This is a genomic window from Paraburkholderia megapolitana (genome assembly GCF_007556815.1).
In the GTDB taxonomy this organism is placed as follows: domain Bacteria; phylum Pseudomonadota; class Gammaproteobacteria; order Burkholderiales; family Burkholderiaceae; genus Paraburkholderia; species Paraburkholderia megapolitana.
This window is the reverse complement of record NZ_CP041745.1, coordinates 1,759,672-1,784,068: the sequence shown is the minus strand read 5'-3', so window position 1 is coordinate 1,784,068 and position 24,397 is coordinate 1,759,672. Positions and strand designations below refer to the sequence as shown.

Genomic DNA, 24,397 nt, shown 5'->3' with positions numbered 1-24,397 from the left:
GTCACTTCGAAAACCCCGGTGCGGCATCGCGCGACAACACGCCACCGACGAACGAACTCCACACGGGTCCGTCACGCTGCTCGCTCTGCTCACCGGGCGTCGATGGCAGCGCAGCGCCCTTCGCGATTGGTGACACCAGATGTGGCGTCACGATGATCACGAGTTCCTTGTCCGTCTGGCTGTAACTCAATTGCTTGAAGAACGCGCCGATGATCGGCAGGTCGCCAAGCAGCGGCACTTTATTGACGTTCGACGTGGTCTCGCGATCGATCAAGCCACCGATCATGAAGCTCTCGCCATCGCCAAGCTCGACGGTGGTATCTGCGCGTCGTGTCGTGAGCGCCGGCACCGACACGCCGCTGATCGTGACCGCGTTCGTGAAGTCCAGCTCACTCGCTTCGGGCGCGATCTTCAAGGCAATGCGCTGCGGACTCAGTATCGTGGGAGTCAACGTCAGGCCGACGCCGTACGGTTTGAATTCAATCGATGTCGTGCCCAGGCCCTGCGGCACCGGCACCGGGATTTCGCCACCAGCAAGGAAGCTTGCGCTTTGCCCGGACAAGGCGACCAACGTAGGCTCAGCAAGCACGCGCGCGAGATTGTTGGTTTCCATCAGACTAAGGTCTGCGGAGATCCCATGCGTCACCGAATTGAATACCAGATTGAACGCGGACGAGATCGGTTGCGTGGCAGTGAAACTCGGTGATGAGCCGAACGTGGCCGAGGTTAGTGCAGATGGCGCAAACGAACCGAATGTGAAGCCGTTGTTCTGCTTGAGAATATTCAGCCCCGCCTGCTTAAGCACCGATCGACTAAATTCGACTACTCGCACGTCGACCTGGACGACCGACCGGGTATCGACAGTGGAAGTGTCGTACACCGCGGTACCGGCATCATCGCCACCTGCTGGCCCACCGCCCTTGCCGCCTGCGCCGCCACTACCCGCTGCACTTGCCTTCTGCGTCGCACGCTGGCGCGCTTCTATCTCCGCTGCCACCACCGCGCGCTGGTGTTTTTCCATCGTCGAAGTCGAGCCCGAAATCAACGCCGAGTCGCCGAGGACTTTTACGCTCGGGGTATCGGTTCCAAGCATCGTGCGCGACGCGGCAGTCGTAACGTTGACGGTATATGACAGCGGCACGTCGCTTCCACGCTCCCACAACATAAGGTTTGTTGTTCCTGGGGATTTACCGACCAGCAGCACGCCGCCCGCTTTGTCGCCCCTCACGATCAGTACGTCGGCGACCGTGGGATCCCCGATCGCTATGCGACGCAACGAATGGCCGCTCGCGACCACTTGCTGCGAACCGACACTGATGTCGAATGTCTGCTGCGACACGCCGATGGCAACGCTCGCCGTCGATGCGACGAGTCCTGTCATCAAGAGTGCCGCCATCACTACGCAGGCCGAAATGCGTTTTTTCATGTTCTTATGATGGCGCTTGAACGCCACTCCCTGAAGCTGCTATTGGGCGACAGTCTCCGTACGCCCGCCCCGTATCACTTCGATTCCTCCGCCGCTGCGTGCCACTCTCGCGGTAGGGGCAGCCATTCGTGGCGAGGCAACCGGGCGTTCACCGGCACCACCGGACAGCGCGTCGAGCGCAACACCTGCAGCGGCGCGCGTCGAACCGCTCGCGGACGCACCCTGTATGCGAGCGGCAGTCTTAACCACCTCCGGTAGTGGCGCGAACGCGTCCGCATCGACTACATCGGTGTCGCGTGGATTACGCAGCGCAAATATCAGACGGCCAGAAGCTTCGGCAAGCGTCAACCGGTCCACGTCAGGGACAGGAACAGCCAGCACCGCCGTGCGCACCATGCCATTTGGATCTCCCGAGTTGTCGTTACCGATGGTCGCATTACCGAAAGCGAGTACACGGACCTTCGAAATCAACAAGCGGGCCTGGGTCCGGTCGATTTCACCCCCGCTGCCGATGTTACCGTCGCGCTTCAGTGTGAAGAACACATCGACAAGATTCCCCGGTCGCAGTCGGTTGCCAACCGCGTTGCCATCGTCGACGCGTACAGCCAGCGCACGTTCACCGGGCGTGATCTGTTCCGCCATTCCAGACGACAACTGAGATTCGAGCACCGGCGATTCCGCGCCAATATCCGTGCCCGGTATCCGCCCTACAAGCAGCGAGGAATCGGTAAACGCACCGCCGGGATTGATCGGTAGCGACTGAACCCGCAGATCGTCCACGGTAATCGGCTTCCCGGCGGGCAACATGTGCTTCGCTACTACCACGGGGAAGCTGGCTTGCGCGAGGGCCGCAACAGGTGCCGGTGCCGGCTTGCGCGACAGCACCCACGCGAACACACCGAGCAAAAGTGCCAGCACAATCAGTCCACCTGCGAGGATCCGGGTCAGTTTCGGCATGATGTTCCGCACTATGAGATGGCCTTGCCTGGCCGGCTAGTTTGCCAACGTGGACAACGCGACATCGGGTAACGAAATACAAGCATGTCAGTCACAGAATGTTTATGGGGTTGAGTTGTACCGTCGCGGTACTGGACAGAGAATTTGGTAAAACTGCGCCCAGCACCGGCAGATTAGGCACAAGCGGGCTGGACGCGTAGTTATAGTTCAGCGTGACGGCAATACATTGCATTGTGCTGTCGAAGGAACACGCGGCTGGCACTGTCGTGCATTTCGCGTTGCCGATCATCGGCGCAACCATGTTGGTCGCCGTGTTGCATGCGGCTTTCGCTCGCAGGGTAATTGCTGCGGCAACGCTGCTCGCCGGCTGATAACTCAGTGCTGCGCGTGCGCCCTCTTCGGTCGCGAGCGTCAAGCTCTGCTGTGCAACGAAGATCAGGCTGAACGTGACGATCGCGTAGAAGATTGCAAAAAACATCGGAAAGACCATCGCAAATTCAACGGCTGTAGCGCCATGCTGCGCGCACCGTGACGCCGAATTTCGCCGCAACGCGCTGCGCACTGCTTGTCTTTTTGCAGGCACGCTCATCGCAAACCTCCGGCAACTGCTTGCGTCGCAAGCCAGACGATAGCCGGCACCGTAAGGCAGGCCGCAAAAGGAGTTGAACGCCTGCCGGCTAGTTCGAACGTTGGCGCCCTGCGACGAACCAGGGCCGCAACTCGTGTACGTGTCGCAATCAATAGCCAGAGCGCATGCGCTCCTGCAATGATCGTCGCGATCACCCACAAATCCAGCAGCGCGTGCACGCCACACCATGCACCGAGCGCTGCGAAAACCTTGACGTCAGCGGCACCCATCACACCAAAAGCGTAAAAAGGCAGTAGCGCAACTAGACCGATGACCGCGCCCAGTGCTGCCTGCTTCATCGAAACGTCGAAGGGGCTGTGCCGCAAAAGCGCGCACGCAAACGCCGCGATCAGACCGATCACGATGACGGAATTCGGAATACGTCGGTTGCGGCAGTCGCAAAAGGCGACAAGCGCAGCCCACGCAACGAATAAAAGAAGAGTGAAAAGCGCACTCATATCGACCTCGACAGGCGAACGAAATCGCGTACGAGCCGCTAACGCGGCCGTACGCGCCCTATCGAGCAGAGCCTCTCAGACGCCCAGAAGGCATTAAGCCGAGCCTAGCCGGACCCTGTAGAGGCCGCTGCTAAACCTGTCAGCCAGCAGGAGCGATCTTGTTGACGACGTTTTGGAAGACCGTGTTCAGGTCAGTACCAAGCGTCTGCACGGTAGTACCGATGACCACTGCGATCAGGCCTGCGATCAGCCCGTATTCGAGTGCGGTAACCCCTTTGTTTTCTCTCAGGAACTTAGTGAACTTTTTCATTTTCTTGCCCTCGGAACTTCATCTATTCGTTGTGGTTTGCGGACTGCTCCCGACGCTAGCGATAGTTCGGTGGTTCTCTCTGCCACCGATCTAGTCCTCGGCTAACACGCCAGGTTTATTGCAGCCAGCTTCTGTTATGCAAAAGAAATATGGCCGTCTGTTCGATATCGCACCCCCCTCGTAATCTTTAACGCTCTCAGGTTTTATAGCGTATCAATCATTTTTAAGCAATTATCCGACGCGCCAGGCCCCGCCGTTGTTGATCGATCCCGCATAAGTAGATTAGCGTTTGCTCATGTGCGAACGCACATAGGACTAACCATACGTTAGATTCGCTCCACTAATTACGCGTTTGAACCTGTTGTTTCAAGCGTCGCGCGCTCTTCACGTCACCTTCGTTACGCAGCCCATCGTAACGCCACCCATCGCCCGTTACGTTACGCCGGCTCCGCACACGCCTCGTATTTACAGTATTTAACATTTCAATTGCTTTAGCAGGCACTCCATCGATTGCCCGCAAACGCCCGCTGCAATTACGTCTACGACTTACATAGAAAAACGACCCATCAATTCGCATGCGAAATGGCACGGCTGTTGCAGAGATAGAGCCGCGGTACCACCCAACTACATACGCAATGCGAGGGCAACATGAACATTCAAACGACCAATGGCGGGTTACGGATCACAATCATCGCGGCCACCGTAGCAGCCATGCTTTCACTCAGCGCCTGCGGCGGCTCGGGAACGCTCAGCCAGGGTACCGGCGGCGACAGCGGCAGCGCTTCCGGTAGCGGCACCGTCACGACAGCGGGCGGTTCAGGCGACACGACCGGCAGCGGTTCGGGCTCGAGCAACGGTAGTGGCTCGGGTAGCGGCGGCGGCACGACTATCGGTGGCAGCTCGGGAACGGGCACCGGTACGGGTACGGGTACAGGAACCGGCACGGGCACAGGCACTGGAAACACCGGCGGCTCTCCGGCGGTACAGGCAAATGCTATCGGCACTGTCGTCGCGAAAACGGGCGGTGTTGTCGGCGATGTCGGTTCGACGGTATCGGGTCTCGGCAGTGTGATCGCTTCGCAAAACCTGCCGATCGTCAGCGCGCAAACCACGAAAGCTTTAGGCGGTGTCGTTCAGAATGTTGGTGCAGCCGTATCGACGCTTGGCAACGGCGTCACACAAGGTCTCGGACAACTCGGCACCGGCGGCAACGCTGTCGGCACGACGGTGTCGAGCCTGGGCGGCGTCGTCGGTAATCTCGGTGGCGCAGTCAGCAGCACGGGCGCCCTCGTGTCGAGTCTGGGCACTGGCCCGCTCGCCCCGCTCAGCGCACTCACCACGCCGCTTGGCAGCCTCGTCAACACCCTCGGTGTCGCCGTGACGAATGGCGGCGGCACGCTCACCAACGTGCTCTCCACCGGCCCTGTAGAGCAGATCACGCAAACGGTCAGCTCGGCGATCACGCCGATCACATCGATGGTCGCTTCCACTACGCAGACTGTCGGCACCGTGACGGGCCTCGGCGCACCGCTCAACGGTCTGCTCGGTACGGTCGGCAACGGTCTCGGCACGGCCGGCAAGCTGCTCGCTGGCGCAGGCGGCAATCCGGTCACGACTGGCCTCGGCAACGTCGTCACCGACACCGGCAAGATCGTCGCATCGGCAGGTGGCCTTCTCGTCGGCGGCACGGGTACGAACCCGCTCTCGTCGATCACAGGTCTGCTCGGTGGCTTGACGGGCGGCTCCAGCAGCGGTGGCGGCCTCTCGCCGATCACGGGTCTGCTTGGTGGATTGACCGGCGGCTCCGGCACCGGCAGCAATCCGCTGTCGCCGATCACGGGTCTGCTCGGCGGCTTGACCGGTGGCTCAGGTAGCAGCAGCGGTGGTCCCCTCTCGCCGATCACGGGTCTGCTCGGTGGTCTGACCGGTAGCGCCGGCAGCAGCGGCGGTCCGCTCGCTCCGGTCACGGGCCTGCTCTCCGCAGTCACCGGTACGCTGAGCGGCGCAGCCGGCGGCAGCAGCGGCCCGCTCGCGCCCGTCACCGGTCTGCTCTCGAGCGTAACCGGCGCATTGGGTGGCGTAGCAGGTGGCGGCACGGCCGGCAGCTCGGGTGGTCCGCTCGCCCCGGTCACAGGCCTGCTCTCGTCGGTCACCGGTGCGTTGTCGAGTGCGACGGGCGGCAGCACCGGCCCGCTGGCTCCCGTGACCGGTCTGCTCACGGCAGTCACAGGCGCGCTCGGCGGCGTAGCAGCACCGGCCGCTGCAGCAGCGGCACCGGCCACGACTACAGCATCGACAGGCGCGGCGCTGTCGGCGACGAGCGGCAGCAGCAGCGGTGGCGGCGTGAACAATCTGCTCGCGCCGGTGACGTCTCTGCTTGGCGGCTTGCTCGGCGGTCTTAGCGGCGGCAAGAAGTAACGCGGCTTAACAAGCACAAGCGCAGCACACAGCGCACGACACAGCCGGGAGACAGCGCGTCACCCCCGGCTGGTCGGCGCCGAGACCGTAGCTCAAGATGCATAGCGCGACGGCGCGCGGAGACCTTCAACCATCGCACCACAACAAACAGCGAGGCGCACCTTGCGTGATCAACGGCTCTTGATCTCTCACATGGCCCGCACGACGCTCGCGTCGTTGCGGCCGCCGCGTACTGTGGTGATAACGCCGCGACTCATGCATCCCCGACTAGGCAGCCGCCCATGTGTCTGGGTAACATCAGCGGCGGAACATCCCGGTTGGAAACGCAGTTGGCAGTCCGGAGGCCGTGCAACACAAATAATCCGCGAGGTCGCGTGCTTCAAGTTCATCGGAGTGCGCAACGCTACAACCTCGCCATGCAGTACACACTGAGAGATAGATAAACGTTCGCGATCCAGCCGCTTAGACGGCATACTCGCATCACAAGAACGGCCAACGAGGGCAATCCGATGAAACTCGGGTATAAAAAATGGTCACTGCTACTCGCAGTGGTAGCAGCAGGAGCCGCGCAGGCACAAAGCCGAGCTGCAGGCGGTAATCCGCTCGACTCTTTGCCGCAGATCAACGTGCCGCAAAAAGGGCCGAGCGTCACTGTGCAGGTGCAGCCGCAGGCACCGCAGCTGCAGGAGCTGCTTGCACGTCAACTCACACCTTCGAAGATTCAGGTCGAAGGCGTGAAATCGATTCCGTTCGACGATGTCGCCAGTCGCTTTACGCCGCTCGTCGGCAAGACGATCACGATCGGCGAGCTGATCGAAGTCGCGAACGGCGTGACGAAGCTCTATCAGGAACGCGGCTACGCGCTGTCGTTTGCATTCGTCCCTGCGCAGACTTTCGAAAACAACGTTGTTCGCGTGACGATCGTCGAAGGCTATGTCGCCAATGTGAACATCACCGGTAAGCCGGGTTCGCTCGAAGGACGCATCCGCTCGATCGCGGCGCACATCCAGGCGGACCATCCGCTGCGGCTCTCCACGTTCCAGCGCTACACGCAGATCTTCGGTCTGCTACCCGGCGTGAAAGTCGCGGCCACCGTGGAACCGCCCACCAATACCGATGGCGCGGGGACCCTGAACCTCGCCGTCGATCGCAAGAAGTTCGACGTCAGCACCGGTCTCGACTTCAACCACCCCGGCTTCCAGGGGCTGCTGACAGCGACCGAGAACGGCCTGACTTCGCTCGGCGAACAGCTCAGCATTTCCGCACTATTTCCGCCGGGGCGCGACAATGAAACCTATTTCGCTGCGCATGCATCGGTGCCGATCGGCAGCGACGGTCTGATCGGCAAGATCGATGCAACGCGTTACCGCGGCAACCCGGTCGACAATCCTGGCCTGCCCAATACCATCACGCGCACGGTGGTCAACGAAAAACTGGCCGGGTCGCTCGCGTATCCGTTGCTGCTGAGCAATACGCGCAGCGTGCTGGGCACCGTGACAGCGTATGCATCGCATGATCAGGACAGCTACTACAGCACGGTCAACGGGTTGAGCTTCGGGCTGCGCTCGCAGGTTCGCGTGCTGCAGTTGCAGGCCGATTACACGGACATACAGCCGACGCAGGTGCGCAAGGCGAGCATCAATGTCGCGAAAGCCTTCGATGTCCTCGGTGCGTCAAAGTCGTTCGATCGCAATTCGTCGCTCATCTCCGGCACAAACCCCGTGTCGCTGACTTTCACGCGCACCGGCGCGAACTTCTCACAAACCAACACATGGCCGTTCAAGATCGGTACCTCGTTCTCGGCGATCGGTCAGTACAGCCCGGACTCGCTGCCGACCTCCGAGCAGATCGCGTTCGGTGCGCAACGTTTTGCGCTCGGTTATGAACCGGGCGAAGCATCGGGCGATTCGGGCTGGGGTGCGGCATTCGAAGTCAATCGTCCGATTGCGGTCGGGTTCACCTATCTGCAAACCTTCACGCCGTACGTATCGTTCGATATGGCGCGCATCTATCTGCATACGGGCACACCGTCGCCGTCGCGGTTGTCGTCGGTGGCGCTCGGCTTCCGGGTCACCGACACGAAGTACTACAGCCTCGATCTGTCGGTGGCCAAGCCGATCGCCGACGCGCCTGTCGAAAGCTCGTCGCGCAGCCCGCGCGTCAATGCGACGTTCTCCTACCAGCTAAATTGACCTCGTAAGCGCCCCGCCCCGCAAACCGCGCCCCCAGTTTGACTAGAGGATTCACTATCAAACTGCGGGCGCGGTTTCACGTATGCTCCCCGGACAGCTTGAGGCAGGGCGTCGCCTGACATTCACACGACGCCGCGCGACCACGATCGCGACGATTTTCTACAAGGAGGAAGACAACATGACGCATTTCACCCAACGTGCCCGTACGATTGCCCGGCATGCCGCCGTGGCAGGTGCCCTGCTCCTCGGCGCGGCAGCCGCCATGGCGCAAAGCGCTACACCGGTCGGCACCTGGCAGACCATCGACGACAACACCGGCCAGGCTAAGGCGCTCGTGCAGATCACCGACGACGGTAGCGGCACGCTGAGCGGCAAGGTCATCAAGGGGCTTGGCCCGAGCGACGATCCCACGCGCCGCTGTACCGAATGTACCGACGCCCGCAAGGATCAGTTGATCCTCGGCATGACGATCATCAACGGCATGACGAAGGACGGCGACGGCTGGGATCACGGCCAGATTCTCGATCCGGAGAACGGCAAGATCTACAAGTGCAAGATGCATCTCGAAGAAAACGGCCAGAAACTGGTTGTGCGCGGCTACATCGGCATCTCGCTGCTCGGACGTTCGCAGACGTGGAATCGCCAGCAGTGATGAGCGCGCCGGGCCTCGCGCCCGCAATGCGCTGACCTGACAGAGCAAAAAAGCCGGCCGACGATTACTATCGCCGGCCGGCTTTGTGTTGCGTACTCACGGATTTGATCGCGGGTCGGGCTATCAAACTGACGGAAAAAGAATAGTCGGGAAAGTGGGCACAGGCGCTACATGTGGCCCATTTTGCAGTTCAACTACTTCGGTGTCGTCTGCGTCGGCATTGTGCGGCGTTGCGACGTTGCTGGCACCGCGCTGACGCATGCGGGCCTCGAGCGTACCGAGTAGCCCATTGCCGGCGGCGCCGAACAACAACTCGAGCACCTGCTGCAATGCCCCCGTTCGATGCCACGCCTTGAAGCGCCGGTGACACGTCTGATAAGGCGGATACCGCCGCGGCATCGCGGACCACCTGGCTGAGCTGCACATTACCCATAGCACGCCATTCAGCACATTGCGCGTATCGGTAAGCGGACGGCCCCGCAGTTCGCTGCGCGGCCGCAGTTCGGGAATCAGCGGCGCCACGCGCTGCCATTCCTCGTCGGTCATGTCACGGTATGGGCTCATGCGTCTCTCCTTTGTCGGAACCATGACAAGGAAGATATCGACGCGTGCGACCGCCGAATATAAGACCAGTCTGAATCTCGAAAATGAGCTGCGCGCCTTTGCTCCGTGGACGCCCGCACGCGGGCGACGTGCGGCGTTGCGCCTGTGCGTCGGTCCGGTACGCCTACGTCAGCGACGTATCGACCAGACGCCGCGGCGCGTCGAGATATTCCTTCGACTGCATTTCGACGATCCGCGAAACGGTCCGGCTGAACTCGTTGGCCATCGGGCCTTCCACGTAGAGCTGCTCGGGAGGCACCGCCGCCGACATCAACAGCTTGATCTTGTGGTCATAGAACACGTCGATGAGCCACGTGAAGCGGCGCGCTTCCGACTGCATGCGCGGCGTCATCTGCGGCACGCCGGACAGGATCACCGCGTGGAAGCGGCTCGCCAGTTCGAGGTAGTCGTTCTGCGAACGCGGACCGCCGCACAGCGTGGCGAAATCGAACCAGACGACGCCGTCCGCGCGACGCAGCGCTTTCAGCTCGCGCTTTTCGATATGCAGCAGCGGGCTTTCGTCCGGTACCGCTGCGAGACGCGCGAAGGCGTCGCGCAGCGCCTTGTCGGAGGCTGCGCCGAGCGGCGTCAGATAAACCTCGACCTGGGCCAGCGTGCGGCGCCGGTAGTCGACGCCCGCGTCGACATTGAGGACGTCGAGCTTCGACTTGATCAGCTCAATCGCGGGCAGCACGCGGTCGCGATGCAGGCCATCCGGATACAGCGTGTCCGGATCGTAGTTCGAGGTCATCACGAACTGCACACCGTTGTTGAACAGGCGGTCGAGCAACCGGTACAGGATCATCGCGTCCGCGATGTCGGACACGTGGAATTCGTCGAAACAGATCAGCCGGTAACGCTTCGCGATACGGCGTGCGAGTTCGTCGAGCGGATCGGCCTGCCCTTTCAGCTCTTCGAGTTCGCGATGCACTTCGCGCATGAACTCGTGGAAATGAAGACGCGTCTTGCGCTGGATCGGCACAACGGTAAAGAAGCTGTCCATCAGGAAGCTCTTGCCGCGTCCAACGCCGCCCCACAGGTACACGCCGCGTGGCAGATCGGGATGAATGATCAGCTTGCGCAGCGCATTCGAGCGGCGCGCCTTGTACGTCTGCCACTCGTCATAACACTGCTGCAGACGGTCGACCGCCGCGCGCTGCGCCGGGTCCGACTGATAGCCACGTGTCTGCAGTTCGTTCTCGTAGTATTCGGTGACGTTCATCGTGCGTCGTGCGGCCGGAAAAAAGAAGGCGGGAGGGATCGAACCCGCCCGCCTGCGTCGTGATGCCAGGTGCAGTGGATGCCCCCGGGTCGGCCGGATCGCTCAACGTACAGGAAGCGGTCCGGCCCACGCGCCTTACATGTTCAACGCGCGCTTGTCGACGGCGAGCGCGGCCTCGCGCATCACTTCGGACAGCGACGGATGCGGATGGCAGATCCGGCCGATGTCTTCCGACGCCGCCTTGAACTCCATCGCCACCACCGCTTCCGCGATCAGATCCGACGCATTGGCCGAGATGATGTGCACGCCGAGCAGCTCGTCAGTCTTCGCATCGGCGATCATCTTGACGAAACCGTCCGCCTTGTTGATGCCGAGCGCGCGGCCGTTGGCCATGAACGGGAACTGACCGGTCTTCACTTCGCGACCTTCGGCCTTCAACTGCTGCTCGGTCTTGCCGACCCACGCGATTTCCGGTTCGGTATAGATCACCCACGGAATGCAGTTGTAGTCGATATGCGGCTTCTGCCCATCGATGATTTCGGCCACCAGCACGCCTTCATCTTCGGCCTTGTGCGCGAGCATCGGTCCGCGCACCACGTCACCGATCGCATACACGTTCGGCACGCTCGTCGCACAGTGATCGTCGACGTCGATAAAGCCGCGTTCGTTGGCCTTCAAACCGATTGCTTCGAGACCGAGGTTATCGGTGTTCGGCACGCGGCCGATCGACACGATCAGGCGGTCCGCGTCGAGCGTCTGCGCGTTGCCGTCCTTGTCCGTGTAAGCAATCGACACGCCCTTGTCGGACGTCTTCACTTCGCCGACCTTCACGCCCACGTGAATGTCGAGGCCCTGCTTCTTGAACTGCTTCGCGGCTTCTTTCGCGAGCGCCTGGTCGGCGGCACCGAGGAATTCGGGCAGTGCTTCGAGCACCGTCACCTCGGCACCGAGGCGGCGCCACACCGAGCCGAGTTCGAGGCCGATCACGCCGGCGCCGATCACGGCGAGCTTCTTCGGCACGGTGTCGAAGGCAAGCGCGCCTTCGTTGTCCGCGACGATCTTGTTGTCGACCGGAACGGTCGGCAGATGGCGCGCTTTCGAGCCAGTTGCGATGATCACGTTCTTCGCGGTGACGACTTCGGTTTCCCCTTCGCCGCTTACTTCGATCTGCACACCGGCGTCCGTCTTGCCGGTGAGTTTGCCGTGACCCTTCAGCCACGTGATCTTGTTCTTGCGGAACAGGAATTCGATACCCTTCGTCATCTTCTCGACGATGCCGTCCTTGCGGGTCTGCATCTTCGCGATGTCGATCTTCACGTCGGACACGCTGATGCCGTGATCAACGAGATGATGCGCTGCGTTCTCGAACTCTTCCGACGAAGCGAGCAACGCCTTCGACGGAATACAGCCCACATTCAGGCACGTACCGCCAAGCTTCAGCGTGCCGGCCGGGTTCTTCCACTTCTCGATACACGCGACGCTCTTGCCGAGCTGTGCGGCGCGAATCGCCGCGATATAGCCGCCGGGACCGGCGCCGATCACGACGACGTCAAATTCTTTGGACATGGACAATCCTTTTGATGACGAAGCGGCGCGCAGCGGTACTGCATCGCGCGCGTCGCTCCGGTTCAAACCAGTGCGAGAGACTTGTAGTGCTTACAGATCGAGCAGCAGGCGCGCCGGATCTTCGAGTGCGTCCTTCATCGCGACGAGCGACAGCACCGCTTCGCGACCGTCGATGATCCGGTGGTCGTACGACATCGCCAGATAGTTCATCGGACGAATCACGATCTGACCGTTCTCGACGACAGCGCGCTCCTTCGTTGCGTGCACACCGAGAATCGCCGACTGCGGCGGGTTGATGATCGGCGTCGACAGCATCGAGCCGAACACACCGCCGTTCGAGATCGAGAACGTACCGCCCGTCATTTCTTCGATGGACAGCTTGCCGTCCTTCGCCTTCTGACCGAACTCGGCGATCTTCTTCTCGATGTCGGCAAGGCTCATCTGATCTGCGTTGCGCAGGATCGGCACCACGAGACCGCGCGGCGAACCGACCGCGATACCGATGTCGAAGTAGCCGTGATAGACGATGTCGTTACCGTCGATCGACGCGTTCACGAGCGGGAATTTCTTCAGCGCGTGGACAGCGGCCTTGACGAAGAACGACATGAAGCCGAGCTTCACGCCGTGTTCCTTCTCGAAGCGATCCTTGTACTTGTTGCGCAGATCCATCACCGGCGCCATGTTCACTTCGTTGAACGTGGTGAGGATGGCGTTGGTCTGCTGCGACTCGAGCAAACGCTCGGCGATACGCGCACGCAGACGCGACATCGGCACGCGTTGCTCCGGACGGTTGTTGAGCCATGCATCGGCCGATCCCGGCGCCTTCACGTCCGGCAGCGACGGCTTGGCCGCCTTCGCTGCGGGGGCGGCTGCAGGCGCCTTCGCTGCCAGCGTGGTTTGACCTGCGCCGAGTGCATCGCCCTTCGTGATGCGACCGTCGCGGCCCGAGCCGGCTACGTCGCCAGCCGACAGGTTCTTTTCCGCGAGAATCTTCGCTGCCGCCGGCGAAGCTGCCGTGCTGGAGCCCGCTGCCGCAGCAGCAGCGGCCGGTGCCGGAGCGGCGGCCGGGGTCGCTTCGGGTGCGGGCTTCACTTCGCCCTCGACAGCAGCGGCGCCAGCCTTGCCTTCCGTGTCGATCTTCGCGATCACTTCATCGGCGAGCACCGTGTCGCCGTCGTGCTTGACGATCTGTGCGAGCACACCGGCAGCGGGTGCCGGCACTTCGAGCACAACCTTGTCGGTTTCGAGTTCGATGAGAATTTCGTCCTGGGCAACGGCTTCGCCCGGCTTCTTCTTCCATTGCAGCATCGTGGCTTCCGAAACCGATTCGGACAGCTGGGGGACTTTGACTTCAACAATAGCCATGTGATTTTCCTGAATACGTATCTAGTGACAACGAACCGTGAGCGGGCCGTCATCCGTTCAATGCGCAACGCGTGGGGACCTGATGCGCGCGCCGGATGCGGCGCGGGAAAGCGCGCTGCGCTTTCCCGCTTCGCCTGTCGTGTTTATTTAGCGATGGACGCGCTCTTCAGACGGCCGAACGCGCCTTCGACCAGCGCCTTCTGCTGCTCGTAGTGCTTCGCGTAGTAGCCGACTGCCGGCGAGGCCGAAGCCGGACGTCCGCTGTAGGCGAGCTTCTGTCCGTCCTTCATGCCTTCCTTCAGGTGGTGCTCGATGTAGAACCACGGGCCTTGATTCTGCGGCTCGTCCTGCACCCAGACCACTTCGGTTGCGTTGTCGTACTTCTTCATTTCGGCTTCGAACTGCTTGTGCGCGAACGGATACAGCTGCTCGACACGCAGGATCGCGACGTCGTTTGCCTTCGCTTCGCGGCGATGCGCGACGAGGTCGAAATACACGCGGCCCGAGCACACCAGTACACGCTTCACCTTCTTGGCTTCGATCGCTTCGTCGGTCTCGCTCAGCACCGGCTGGAACGAGCCCTTCGCGAGTTCCGACAGGTCGGAGACCGCTTCCTTGTGACGCAGCAGCGACTTCGGCGTGAAGACGATGAGCGGCTTGCGGAACAGGCGGATCATCTGGCGACGCAGCAGGTGGAACATCTGCGCCGGCGTGGTCGGTTGCACGACCTGCATGTTGTGATCTGCGCACAACTGCAGGAAGCGCTCGATACGCGCCGACGAGTGCTCCGGACCCTGGCCTTCGTAGCCGTGCGGCAGCAGCATCGTAAGACCTGACACGCGGCCCCACTTCACTTCGCCCGACGAGATGAACTGGTCGATCACGACCTGCGCGCCGTTCACGAAGTCGCCGAACTGCGCTTCCCACGCGACGAACGTATTCGGCTCAGCCGTCGAATAGCCGTACTCGAAACCGAGCACCGCTTCTTCGGACAACACCGAGTCGATCACGTTGAACTTCGCCTGACCTTCGGCGACGTTCTGCAGCGGCACGTAGGTGCCGTCGTTCCAGCGTTCGCGGTTCTGGTCGTGCAGCACCGCGTGACGGTGCGTGAACGTGCCGCGGCCCGAGTCCTGGCCCGTCAGCCGCACGGCGTAGCCGGATGCGACCAGCGAGGCAAACGCAAGATGCTCGCCCATACCCCAGTCGAGCTTCGCTTCGCCGCGGCCCATGGCGCGACGATCGTTGATGACGCGCTCAACGAGCGGGTGCACCTTGAAGTTTTCGGGGATCGTCGTGATGCGTTCGGCGAGGCGCTTCAGTTCCGCGAGCGGCACAGCCGTGTCGGCCGCATCGGTCCACTTGCGGTTCAGGAACGGTACCCAGTCGACGGCGTACTTGCTCTTGTAGTTCGACAGAACCGGGTCGACCGTGTGGTGACCTTCGTCCATCGCACGGCGGTACGCCTTGACGAATTCGTCGGCGTCCGCAGCCGTGATGACGCCCTGCTGCACGAGCTTTTCGGCGTACAACGCACGGGTACCCGGGTGCTTCGCGATCGTCTTGTACATCAGCGGCTGCGTGACCGCCGGCGTGTCCTGCTCGTTGTGGCCAAGCTTGCGGAAGCAGATGATGTCGATCACGACATCCTTGTGGAACTGCATCCGGTAGTCGATGGCGAGCTGCGTGGCGAGCACGACGGCTTCGGGATCGTCGCCGTTCACGTGCAGCACCGGCGCTTCGATCATCTTGACGACGTCCGAGCAGTACAGCGTGGAGCGCGCATCGCGCGGGTCCGATGTAGTGAAGCCGATCTGGTTGTTGATGACGATATGCAGCGTGCCGTGCGTGCCGTAGCCGCGCGTTTGCGCGAGGTTCAGCGTTTCCATCACGACGCCCTGGCCCGCGAAGGCCGCGTCACCGTGAATCTGCACCGGCAACACCTGCAGGCCGTTTTCGTCGCCGCGGCGATCCATCCGTGCCTTCGCCGAGCCTTCGACCACCGGGTTCACGATTTCGAGGTGCGACGGATTGAACGCGAGCGACAGATGCACCGGACCGCCTTCGGTCGCGATGTCCGACGAGAAACCCTTGTGATACTTGACGTCGCCGGCCGGCAGATCGTCGACGTGCTTGCCTTCGAATTCGGCAAACAGGTCCGCCGGCATCTTGCCAAGCGTATTGACGAGCACGTTCAGACGGCCGCGGTGAGCCATACCGATGACGATTTCCTGCACGCCCTTGCTACCCGAATGACGCACGACTTCGTCCATCGAGGCGATGAAGCTCTCGCCGCCTTCCAGCGAGAAGCGCTTCTGACCAACGTACTTGGTGTGCAGGAAGCGCTCGAGACCTTCCGACGCCGTCAGACGGTTCAGGATGTGCTTCTTCTTTTCCGGGGAGAAGTTCGGCGTCGAACGGATCGATTCGAGCTTTTCCTTCCACCAGCGCTTCTGTTCCGGATCGCTCAGATACATGTATTCGGCACCGATCGTGCCGCAGTACGTGTCGCGCAACGCCTTGACGATATCCCGCAGCGACGCCTGTTCGAAACCGAAATACAGGTTCGTCGTGTTGAACGTCTGGTCCATGTCGGCTTCGGTGAAGTCGTAGAACGCAGGTTCGAGCTCGGGGATATTCGGACGTTCGCGGCGCTTCAGGGGATCGAGATTGGCCCATTGCGAGCCGAGGAAGCGATAGGCGCCGATGAGGGACTGCACATACACCTGCTTGCGCGCGGTAGTGAGATCTTCACCGCCGGCTGCGGCGCGAGGCAGGAAGGCGTTGGCCTTCGCACGCTGGGCAAACGATTCGACGATCGGGCCATGGGCCACGTCGTTGGCACTGCTGCCATCCGATGCAGGGACGTTCTGCAACGCGTCGAAATAATCGCGCCAGTTCTCGGGCACTGACGCCGGATTGTCGAGATACGCTTCGTACAGTTCTTCAACGTACGGAGCATTGCCGCCGAACAGATAAGAGTTCAGCTGGAATTGCTTCATCATTTTTACGCTCACCTTTCTTCGAGTTTCTCGAGAAATAGCGGGTTACTGAACCTTCCGCGACACGGCCTGACCGTTTAGCGGATTGCGCGAATCAAGTCTTGCTTGGAAGGACCTAAAACTGGCATCCGCGGAGCATATCACAGAACGAATAGTGCTGATAGCGAGATGCCCCGCCGGAAAGCCCCTCCGGGCGGGGGTTTGCGGGTGGCGGAGCGGCTAGTGGCGGTGCTTGCGGCGCGGGTCTGCGCGCGCCTCACAGACGCTCAACGGGCGCCATCGCAGGCAACAAAAAAGCCGCCCTAAGGCGGCTTTCCTGCAAATCGACCGAACAGCGGACGGCGTCTTAGTCGACAGCCGTTTCGCGGCTCGCGCGGCGACGCTCGTGTTCCTTCAAGTGACGCTTGCGCAGACGGATCGATTGCGGCGTGACTTCGACCAGCTCGTCGTCATCGATGAATTCGACCGCGTATTCGAGCGACATCTGGATCTGCGGCACGAGGCGCACGGCTTCGTCGGTACCCGAGGCGCGCACGTTGGTGAGCTGCTTGCCCTTGATCGGGTTCACGACGAGGTCATTGTCGCGGCTGTGAATGCCGATGATCATCCCTTCGTACAGCGCATCGCCCGGCTTGACGAACATGCGGCCGCGATCCTGCAGCTTCCACAGCGCGTAAGCAACCGCAGCGCCGTCGTCCTGCGAGATCAGCACGCCGTTGCGGCGTTCGCCCAGCGAGCCGTCGCGCACCGGCGCGTACTCGTCGAACACGTGGCTCATCAGGCCCGTACCGCGCGTGAGCGTCATGAATTCGCCCTGGAAGCCGATCAGCCCGCGCGCAGGAATACGGTACTCGAGACGCGTACGGCCACGGCCGTCCGACGCCATGTCGAGCATTTCGCCCTTACGGCGGCCCAGTTCTTCCATCACACCGCCCTGGTGCGAGTCTTCGAGGTCGACCGTCAGCATTTCGTACGGCTCCTGCTTCACGCCGTCCACTTCGTGCAGCACGACGCGCGGACGCGACACGGCCATTTCGTAGCCTTCGCGACGCATGTTCTCGATCAGGATGGTCAGATGCAGTTCGCCACGACCCGATACTTCGAACACGGTTTCGTCGCCGGTGTCTTTCACGCGCAGCGCGACGTTGTGATTCAGCTCTTTCATCAGACGATCGCGGATCTGGCGGCTCGTCACGAACTTGCCTTCCTTGCCGGCGAGCGGCGAGGAATTGACGAGGAAGTTCATCGTCAGTGTGGGTTCGTCGACGGTGATCATCGGCAGCGCTTCGGGCGCCTCAGGCGCGCAGATCGTGGCACCAATGCCGATTTCCTCGATACCGTTGATCAGCACGATGTCGCCGGCTTCAGCCTGCTCCACCTGCACGCGCTCAAGACCTTCGAACGACAGCACCTGGTTGATCTTGCGATTCAGGATTTCGCCTTCCGGACCGAAGCGCAGCGCCACTTGCTGGCCCGGCTTGACGCGGCCACGCGTGATACGGCCCACGCCGATCCGGCCGACGTACGTCGAGTAGTCGAGCGAGGTGATCTGCAGTTGCAGCGGACCTTCGGGGTCGGCCGGACGCACCGGCACGTGTTCGAGGATCGCCTCGAACAACGGGCGCAGGGTGCCTTCGCGCACGCTTGGATCGAGACCGGCATAGCCGTTCAGGCCCGATGCGTAGACGATCGGGAAGTCGAGCTGCTCTTCGCTGGCGCCGAGCTTGTCGAACAGGTCGAAGGTCTGGTTGATCACCCAGTCGATCCGCGCACCCGGACGATCGATCTTGTTCACGACGACGATCGGCTTCAGGCCGAGCGCCAGCGCCTTCTTCGTGACGAAGCGGGTTTGCGGCATCGGGCCTTCAACCGCATCGACCAGCAGCAGCACCGAATCGACCATCGACAGCACGCGTTCCACTTCGCCGCCGAAGTCGGCGTGGCCCGGGGTGTCGACGATGTTGATGTGCGTGCCTTCGTATTCGACGGCGCAGTTCTTGGCGAGGATGGTGATGCCGCGCTCTTTTTCGATGTCGTTCGAGTCCATCACGCGCTCAGCGATATGCTGGTTCTCGCGAAAAGTGCCGGACTGGCGGAGCAGCTGGTCGACGAGGGTAGTCTTACCGTGGTCGACGTGAGCGATGATGGCGATGTTGCGAAGGGCGCGGGTCATGGGAACCTGGAAACGTTAAGAGTGCGCCCTCTGCTCTACTACTGCTTTTCGCCCGGGATTCCGCTTTTCGTAGATCACTTTCGTGGATCAAGCGGATCAAACAGGCCAACAAGCCCAAAGCGCACTTTTGGGAACCCAAAATTATAGCACGCGCGGATGAAGGATTCCGGCTTTCCCCTGGTATCGGATTCCAGCGGCAGTCTGCTAGCACGTTTCCCCGGCTTTTCGCACCCCGCCAGCCTGCAGTTCGCCTTGAGCAGGCGAGATTCCTTGCCTAAGCTGTGATAACGCTTGCCGTGTCAACTAACCAGGTCCTATAATCCTGCTTAGTCAACCATTGCATTCGCACGAGTATATGGCGCCTCCGTCCTCTCCGTTACCGCCGGAAATCAGTGAATACCAGCTCAATGAAAGCGTCGGCTACCTGATCACCCGGGTCAGGTCGACGATGGCGAACCTCGTCACGCAACGCACGATGGCGGAGCTCGGCATCACCAGTCAGCAGGGCAGCATCCTGTTCATGGTGGCCAGCGGCAAATGCGTGGTGGCGGCCGAACTGGCACGCGAATACGGCATCGACGCGAGCGCCGTGACCCGCCTGATCGACCGGCTGGAGAAGCGCGGCCTGCTTACGCGGGTGCGCAGTTCGGAAGACCGCCGCGTCGTGCGGCTCGCCCTGACGCAAGAGGGTCAGGACATTGCCGTGCGCATGCCCGCCATGTTTCAGGGTGTGCTGGATCATTTGCTGGGCGGTTTTACGCCGGAAGAAGTTGGTTTTCTCAAGAGCATGCTGCGTCGGGTGCTGCTCAATAGCGGCGATCAAACCAGCTTGACGCGCGATACGACGACCAGTTTCGAAAGCAAGTCATAAGAAATATAGTTGCAGTGTCCATCATTCAATTCCATTCACACGCAAAGAGTCGAGCGATGAAATCCCTTTCCCTGTCCGCGCCAGTGCTGTCGCGGCGCGGCGCGGCTGCCACCGCGGTGGCAGCCGCCGCGGCGCTCGCCCTTACGGGGTGCGCGAACTACTTCGGCATCAAGAGCGACCAGCAGATCTCGTCGCCCACGCAGTACGAGTCGGCGCAGAGCCTGCCGGGCAACGGCGGCCAGTGGCCGTCGCTCGACTGGGCCAACCAGTTCGGCGACCCGCAACTGCCCAAGCTGATCGCCGAAGCGCTCGACGGCAGCCCGTCGATCGCCCAGGCGCAGGCACGCATCGCCAAGGCCTCGTCGTACATCGAGAGCTCGCGCGCCTCACTGTTGCCGACCGTCAACGGCAGCTATTCCTGGAACCGCGAGCTGTTCTCGGGCAACGGGATCTACCCGCCGCCGTTCGGTGGCACCTGGTATAGCGAAAACAACGTACTCGCGAGCGCCTCGTGGGATCTCGACCTGTGGGGCAAGAACCGTCAACGCCTCGGTCAGGCGGTCTCGCAGGAAAAAGCCGCCGAAGCCGACATGCAGCAGGCCCGCGTGACGCTCGCGGCGTCCGTGGCGCGCACCTATAACCAGCTCGCGCAGCTGTATGCGCTGCGTGACATCGCGAAGCGCGAAATCGCCAATCGCCAGGATATCGGCCGGATCACGAATGACCGCGTCGGCGCCGGTCTCGACACGAACGTCGAGCGGCAGACCGCAAACGGCAACATCGCGACGACCCAGGCCAACCTGACCGACCTGGACGGCCAGATCACCACCACCCGCTACCAGTTGGGCGCGCTGCTCGGCAAGGGACCTGACCGCGGTCTGCAGATCGCCGAGCCGGTACTGACAACGGGCAACATCGTCGCCCTACCCGATAACCTGCCCGCCGACCTCGTGTCGCGCCGACCCGATATCGTGGCGGCACGCTGGCAGGTCGAAGCCGCGATGCACGATGTGAAGGAAGCGAAAGCGGAGTTCTTCCCGGACGTCAATCTGTCGGCCAGCATCGGCTTCGACGCATTGGGCTGGGGCCGTTTTCTGACTTCGTCCAGCCGGCAGACGCAGATTGGACCCGCCATCCATCTGCCGATCTTCGACGGCGGCGCATTGCGCTCGCAGTTGAAGGGCCGCTATGCCGACTTCGACCTCGATGTTGCGAACTACAACCAGACGCTGATTAACGCGCTGTCCGGCGTGGCGACGCAGGTGTCGACGATCCGCTCGATCGACAACCAGTCGGGCGACGCTCAACGTGCGCTCGATGCCTCGACCAAGGCTTACCAGCTGGCCGTGATCCGCTACAAGGCCGGGTTATCGCCGCAGTTGCAGGTACTGACCGCCGACCAGAGCCGCCTCGCCGCCGAACAGACAGTGACGAACCTGAAGATGCGCCGTCGCGACCAGCAGATCGGATTGATAGAGGCGCTGGGCGGCGGCTTCGATGCCACGCAGACGGGCCTCGTAGTGCCAACAGACGCAAAACGGGCTGCAGCCGCGCCTGCGACGGCGACGACGACGGCCACCCAGGCAGCGAACTGATTCATACGCTTGAACGACAAAGATTGAGAGAACCCGGAGCCCATCCATGAGCACCCCTCAGCAACCCGCCGCCAGCACACAAGCGGCGAACAACAACGGCAAACGCAAGCGGATGATGACGTTGCTTGTCATCGTGATCCTGATCGCCGCCATTGCGTACGGTCTGTATTACTTCCTCGTCGCGCGCTTCCATGAAGGCACTGACGACGCCTACGTGAACGGCAACGTCGTACAGATCACGCCGCAGGTGACGGGCACCGTCATCGCGGTGAACGCCGACGACACGCAGACTGTGAAGGCCGGCGATCCGATCGTCGTGCTCGACCCGGCCGATGCACGCGTCGCGCTGGAACAAGCGGAAGCACAGCTCGCGCAGACGGTACGCCAGGTGCGCGGCCTGTTCGCCGACGACAGCCAGTACGAAGCCCAGGTCGCGGTCCGCCAGTCCGATCTGTCGCGTGCCCAGGACGATCTGCGCCGGCGCATGACGGTCGCACAGACCGGCGCGGTATCGCAGGAAGAAATCTCGCACGCACGCGACTCGGTGAAGAGCGCGCAGGCTGCACTCGACGCCGCACAGCAACAGCTCGCATCGAACCGCGCACTGACCGCCAACACGACAGTCACCGATCACCCGAACGTGCTGGCCGCCGCCGCCAAGGTGCGCGACGCGTACCTCGCGAACGCGCGCAATACGCTGCCCGCGCCGGTCGACGGTTATGTGGCGAAGCGCTCGGTGCAGGTCGGCCAGCGCGTGTCGCCGGGCAACCCGCTGATGGCAGTCGTGCCGCTGAACTCCGTGTGGGTCGACGCGAACTTCAAGGAAGTGCAGCTGCGACACATCCGTATCGGCCAGCCGGTCGAGCTGACCGCTGATGTGTACGGTTCGTCGGTCAAGTATCAAGGCAAGGTGGTCGGCTTCTCGGCGGGTACGGGTTCGGCGTTCTCGCTGCTGCCCGCGCAGAACGCGACGGGTAACTGGATCAAGGTCGTGCAGCGTCTGCCGGTGCGTGTCGAGATCGATCCGCAGCAACTCGAGAAACACCCGCTGCGTATCGGCCTGTCGATGCAGGTCGACGTGGACATCAAGGACGACTCGGGCCTCGAACTCAGCAACGCGAAGAACACGGTCTATCAGACCAATGTGTTCGCGAAGTACGGCGACCAGGCCGATGCCGAAATCGCCCGCATCATCGCAGCCAATGCAGGCCAGAGCGCCGGCACGACACCGAAGACCGCTGCCAAGCCGATGTAAGCGGCGCATCAACGCAAGGTTTTTCGAATGGCTCAAGCTCAGGCGCAAGTCCCTCATCCGCCGCTAGAGGGTGCGCAACTGGTGATCGGCACCATCGCGGTGTCGCTCGCCGTTTTCATGAACGTGCTCGATACGTCGATCGCGAACGTATCGATCCCGTCTATCTCCGGTGACCTCGGCGTGTCGTCGGATCAGGGCACGTGGGTGATCACCTCGTTCGCGGTAGCCAACGCGATCTCGGTGCCGCTCACTGGCTGGCTCACCGATCGCATCGGCCAGGTGCGTCTCTTCATGGCGTCGATCGTGCTGTTCGTGATCTCGTCGTGGATGTGCGGCCTCGCGCCCACCCTGCCCTTTCTGCTCGCGTCGCGCGTGCTGCAAGGCGCGGTAGCCGGCCCGATGATCCCGCTGTCGCAAACGCTGCTGCTCGCAAGTTATCCGCGCGCCAAGGCGCCGATGGCGCTCTCGATGTGGGCGATGACCACGCTGATCGCGCCGGTCGCAGGGCCGATTCTGGGCGGCTGGATCTCGGACAACATCTCGTGGCCGTGGATCTTCTACGTGAACATCCCGGTCGGCGCAGTCGCCGCGCTTGCGACGTGGATGATCTTCCGTAACCGCGACTCGGTCGTGAAGAAGGCGCCGATCGACGGTGTCGGTCTCTCGCTGCTGATCATCTGGGTCGGCTCGTTGCAGGTCATGCTCGACAAAGGCAAGGACCTCGACTGGTTCTCGTCGACGACCGTCGTCGTGCTCGCGCTCACAGCCGTGATCGCGCTCGCGTTCTTCATCGCCTGGGAGCTGACCGCGGAACATCCGGTCGTCGACCTGTCGCTGTTCAAGCTGCGTAATTTCACGGGTGGTACGGTCGCACTGTCGATCGGCTACGGGCTGTACTTCGGCAATCTCGTGCTGCTGCCGCTATGGCTGCAAACCGATATCGGCTACACCGCCACCGATGCGGGCCTCGTGATGGCGCCCGTCGGCATCTTCGCGGTCATACTCTCGCCGCTCACCGGCAAGATCCTGCCCCGCACCGATCCGCGCTATATCGCCACGGCGTCGTTCCTGATCTTCGCGCTGATCTTCTGGATGCGCTCGCGCTATACGACCGGCGTCGACGAGTTTTCGCTGTTGCTGCCTACGTTGATCCAGGGCATCGGCATGGCCGGCTTCTTCATTCCGCTCGTGTCGATCACTTTGTCGGGGCTGCCCGGCAACCGGATTCCTGCGGCATCGGGGCTATCGAACTTCGTGCGGATCATGTGCGGCGGTATCGGCACATCGATCTTTCAAACCGCATGGGATCACCGCACCGTCCTGCATCACGCGCAACTGACCGAACAGGCGTCCCGGTACAACCCTGTCTTCGCCCAATCGATGCAGCAGATGCAAAACGCGGGCTTGAGCCAGCAACAGGCGCATGGACTGTTCAACTCGATGGTGACGCAACAGGCTGCACAGCTCGGCGTGAACGATATCTTCTATATCTCGGCCGGCATTTTTGTCGCGCTGGTCGGATTGATCTGGATCACGCGACCTGATCGCTCGGGCGGCGGTGATGCCGGGGCGGCGGCATCGGCGGCGCATTGATGCGTAGCTGAAACGCAAGACCAGTCAATCAATCGGCCGCTCGCTCCTGCAGCGGCCGTTTTCATTTCTCGATCTGTTGTTGCGAGTGGCCGTCGAACTCACGCCCGACTC

General features: G+C 62.0%; 18 protein-coding genes. 7 read left to right on the top strand and 11 right to left on the bottom strand.

Annotated elements, in window-relative coordinates; all coding sequences use genetic code 11:
* Position 1 precedes the first annotated feature (1 nt).
* The 5 genes from FNZ07_RS21435 to FNZ07_RS21415 all read right to left on the bottom strand — a co-directional run bounded on the left by FNZ07_RS21435 (position 2) and on the right by FNZ07_RS21415 (position 3,779).
* Positions 2-1,381 (bottom strand): type II and III secretion system protein family protein, encoded by a 1,380-nt coding sequence (locus FNZ07_RS21435; protein WP_245811646.1) that lies wholly within the window; start codon positions 1,379-1,381, stop codon positions 2-4.
* Between the two features lie 84 nt (positions 1,382-1,465).
* Complete coding sequence (cpaB, locus tag FNZ07_RS21430) at positions 1,466-2,386, bottom strand: Flp pilus assembly protein CpaB (RefSeq protein ID WP_177228313.1); 921 nt, start codon at positions 2,384-2,386, stop codon at positions 1,466-1,468.
* 88 nt (positions 2,387-2,474) lie between these two features.
* Entirely contained in the window at positions 2,475-2,972 is a 498-nt protein-coding gene (locus tag FNZ07_RS21425) for a TadE/TadG family type IV pilus assembly protein (RefSeq protein ID WP_091016125.1), read from the bottom strand.
* Complete coding sequence (locus tag FNZ07_RS21420) at positions 2,969-3,469, bottom strand: A24 family peptidase (protein WP_091016121.1); 501 nt, start codon at positions 3,467-3,469, stop codon at positions 2,969-2,971. The genes FNZ07_RS21425 and FNZ07_RS21420 overlap by 4 nt, the downstream gene beginning before the upstream one ends.
* A 139-nt stretch (positions 3,470-3,608) precedes the next feature.
* A complete protein-coding gene (locus FNZ07_RS21415; protein WP_091016119.1) occupies positions 3,609-3,779 on the bottom strand; it encodes a Flp family type IVb pilin in 171 nt (56 codons plus the stop codon).
* A 648-nt stretch (positions 3,780-4,427) separates the two neighbouring features.
* On the opposite strand from FNZ07_RS21415, the gene FNZ07_RS21410 reads away from it, so the two are divergent.
* The 3 genes from FNZ07_RS21410 (at position 4,428) to FNZ07_RS21400 (ending at position 9,041) form a co-directional block, all read left to right on the top strand.
* Entirely contained in the window at positions 4,428-6,197 is a 1,770-nt protein-coding gene (locus FNZ07_RS21410; protein WP_091016116.1) for a collagen-like triple helix repeat-containing protein, read from the top strand.
* A gap of 509 nt (positions 6,198-6,706) precedes the next feature.
* Positions 6,707-8,389 (top strand): ShlB/FhaC/HecB family hemolysin secretion/activation protein, encoded by a 1,683-nt coding sequence (locus FNZ07_RS21405; RefSeq protein WP_091016114.1) that lies wholly within the window; start codon positions 6,707-6,709, stop codon positions 8,387-8,389.
* Positions 8,390-8,567: 178 nt separating this feature from the next.
* A complete protein-coding gene (locus tag FNZ07_RS21400) occupies positions 8,568-9,041 on the top strand; it encodes a DUF2147 domain-containing protein (RefSeq protein ID WP_091016841.1) in 474 nt (157 codons plus the stop codon).
* Positions 9,042-9,164: 123 nt separating this feature from the next.
* Here the strand turns inward: FNZ07_RS21400 and FNZ07_RS21395 are convergent, their stop codons facing one another.
* The 6 genes from FNZ07_RS21395 to typA form a co-directional block, all read right to left on the bottom strand.
* The gene (locus tag FNZ07_RS21395; protein ID WP_170275806.1) at positions 9,165-9,605 is read right to left on the bottom strand and encodes a transposase; all 441 of its coding nucleotides are present in this window, start codon (positions 9,603-9,605) and stop codon (positions 9,165-9,167) included.
* 163 nt (positions 9,606-9,768) lie between these two features.
* Positions 9,769-10,866 (bottom strand): cell division protein ZapE, encoded by a 1,098-nt coding sequence (gene zapE, locus FNZ07_RS21390; protein ID WP_091016110.1) that lies wholly within the window; start codon positions 10,864-10,866, stop codon positions 9,769-9,771.
* Positions 10,867-11,001: 135 nt separating this feature from the next.
* Positions 11,002-12,432 carry a dihydrolipoyl dehydrogenase gene (lpdA, locus tag FNZ07_RS21385; RefSeq protein WP_091016108.1) on the bottom strand — a complete coding sequence of 477 codons (1,431 nt, stop codon included), beginning with the start codon at positions 12,430-12,432 and terminating at the stop codon, positions 11,002-11,004.
* Between the two features lie 90 nt (positions 12,433-12,522).
* Positions 12,523-13,797, bottom strand: a complete 1,275-nt coding sequence (odhB, locus tag FNZ07_RS21380; protein WP_091016105.1) for a 2-oxoglutarate dehydrogenase complex dihydrolipoyllysine-residue succinyltransferase — start codon at positions 13,795-13,797, stop codon at positions 12,523-12,525.
* Positions 13,798-13,940: 143 nt separating this feature from the next.
* Entirely contained in the window at positions 13,941-16,802 is a 2,862-nt protein-coding gene (locus tag FNZ07_RS21375; protein ID WP_091016103.1) for a 2-oxoglutarate dehydrogenase E1 component, read from the bottom strand.
* 343 nt (positions 16,803-17,145) lie between these two features.
* Positions 17,146-18,972 carry a translational GTPase TypA gene (typA, locus tag FNZ07_RS21370; RefSeq protein WP_091016100.1) on the bottom strand — a complete coding sequence of 609 codons (1,827 nt, stop codon included), beginning with the start codon at positions 18,970-18,972 and terminating at the stop codon, positions 17,146-17,148.
* A gap of 355 nt (positions 18,973-19,327) precedes the next feature.
* On the opposite strand from typA, the gene FNZ07_RS21365 reads away from it, so the two are divergent.
* From FNZ07_RS21365 to FNZ07_RS21350, 4 genes are read left to right on the top strand one after another with little or no spacing between them, the layout of a single operon-like run.
* Entirely contained in the window at positions 19,328-19,843 is a 516-nt protein-coding gene (locus FNZ07_RS21365) for a MarR family winged helix-turn-helix transcriptional regulator (protein ID WP_091016097.1), read from the top strand.
* 56 nt (positions 19,844-19,899) lie between these two features.
* The gene (locus FNZ07_RS21360) at positions 19,900-21,438 is read left to right on the top strand and encodes an efflux transporter outer membrane subunit (RefSeq protein WP_091016095.1); all 1,539 of its coding nucleotides are present in this window, start codon (positions 19,900-19,902) and stop codon (positions 21,436-21,438) included.
* Positions 21,439-21,484: 46 nt separating this feature from the next.
* Complete coding sequence (locus FNZ07_RS21355) at positions 21,485-22,693, top strand: EmrA/EmrK family multidrug efflux transporter periplasmic adaptor subunit (protein ID WP_091016093.1); 1,209 nt, start codon at positions 21,485-21,487, stop codon at positions 22,691-22,693.
* A 27-nt stretch (positions 22,694-22,720) separates the two neighbouring features.
* Positions 22,721-24,286 (top strand): DHA2 family efflux MFS transporter permease subunit, encoded by a 1,566-nt coding sequence (locus FNZ07_RS21350; RefSeq protein WP_091016091.1) that lies wholly within the window; start codon positions 22,721-22,723, stop codon positions 24,284-24,286.
* Positions 24,287-24,397 lie beyond the last annotated feature (111 nt).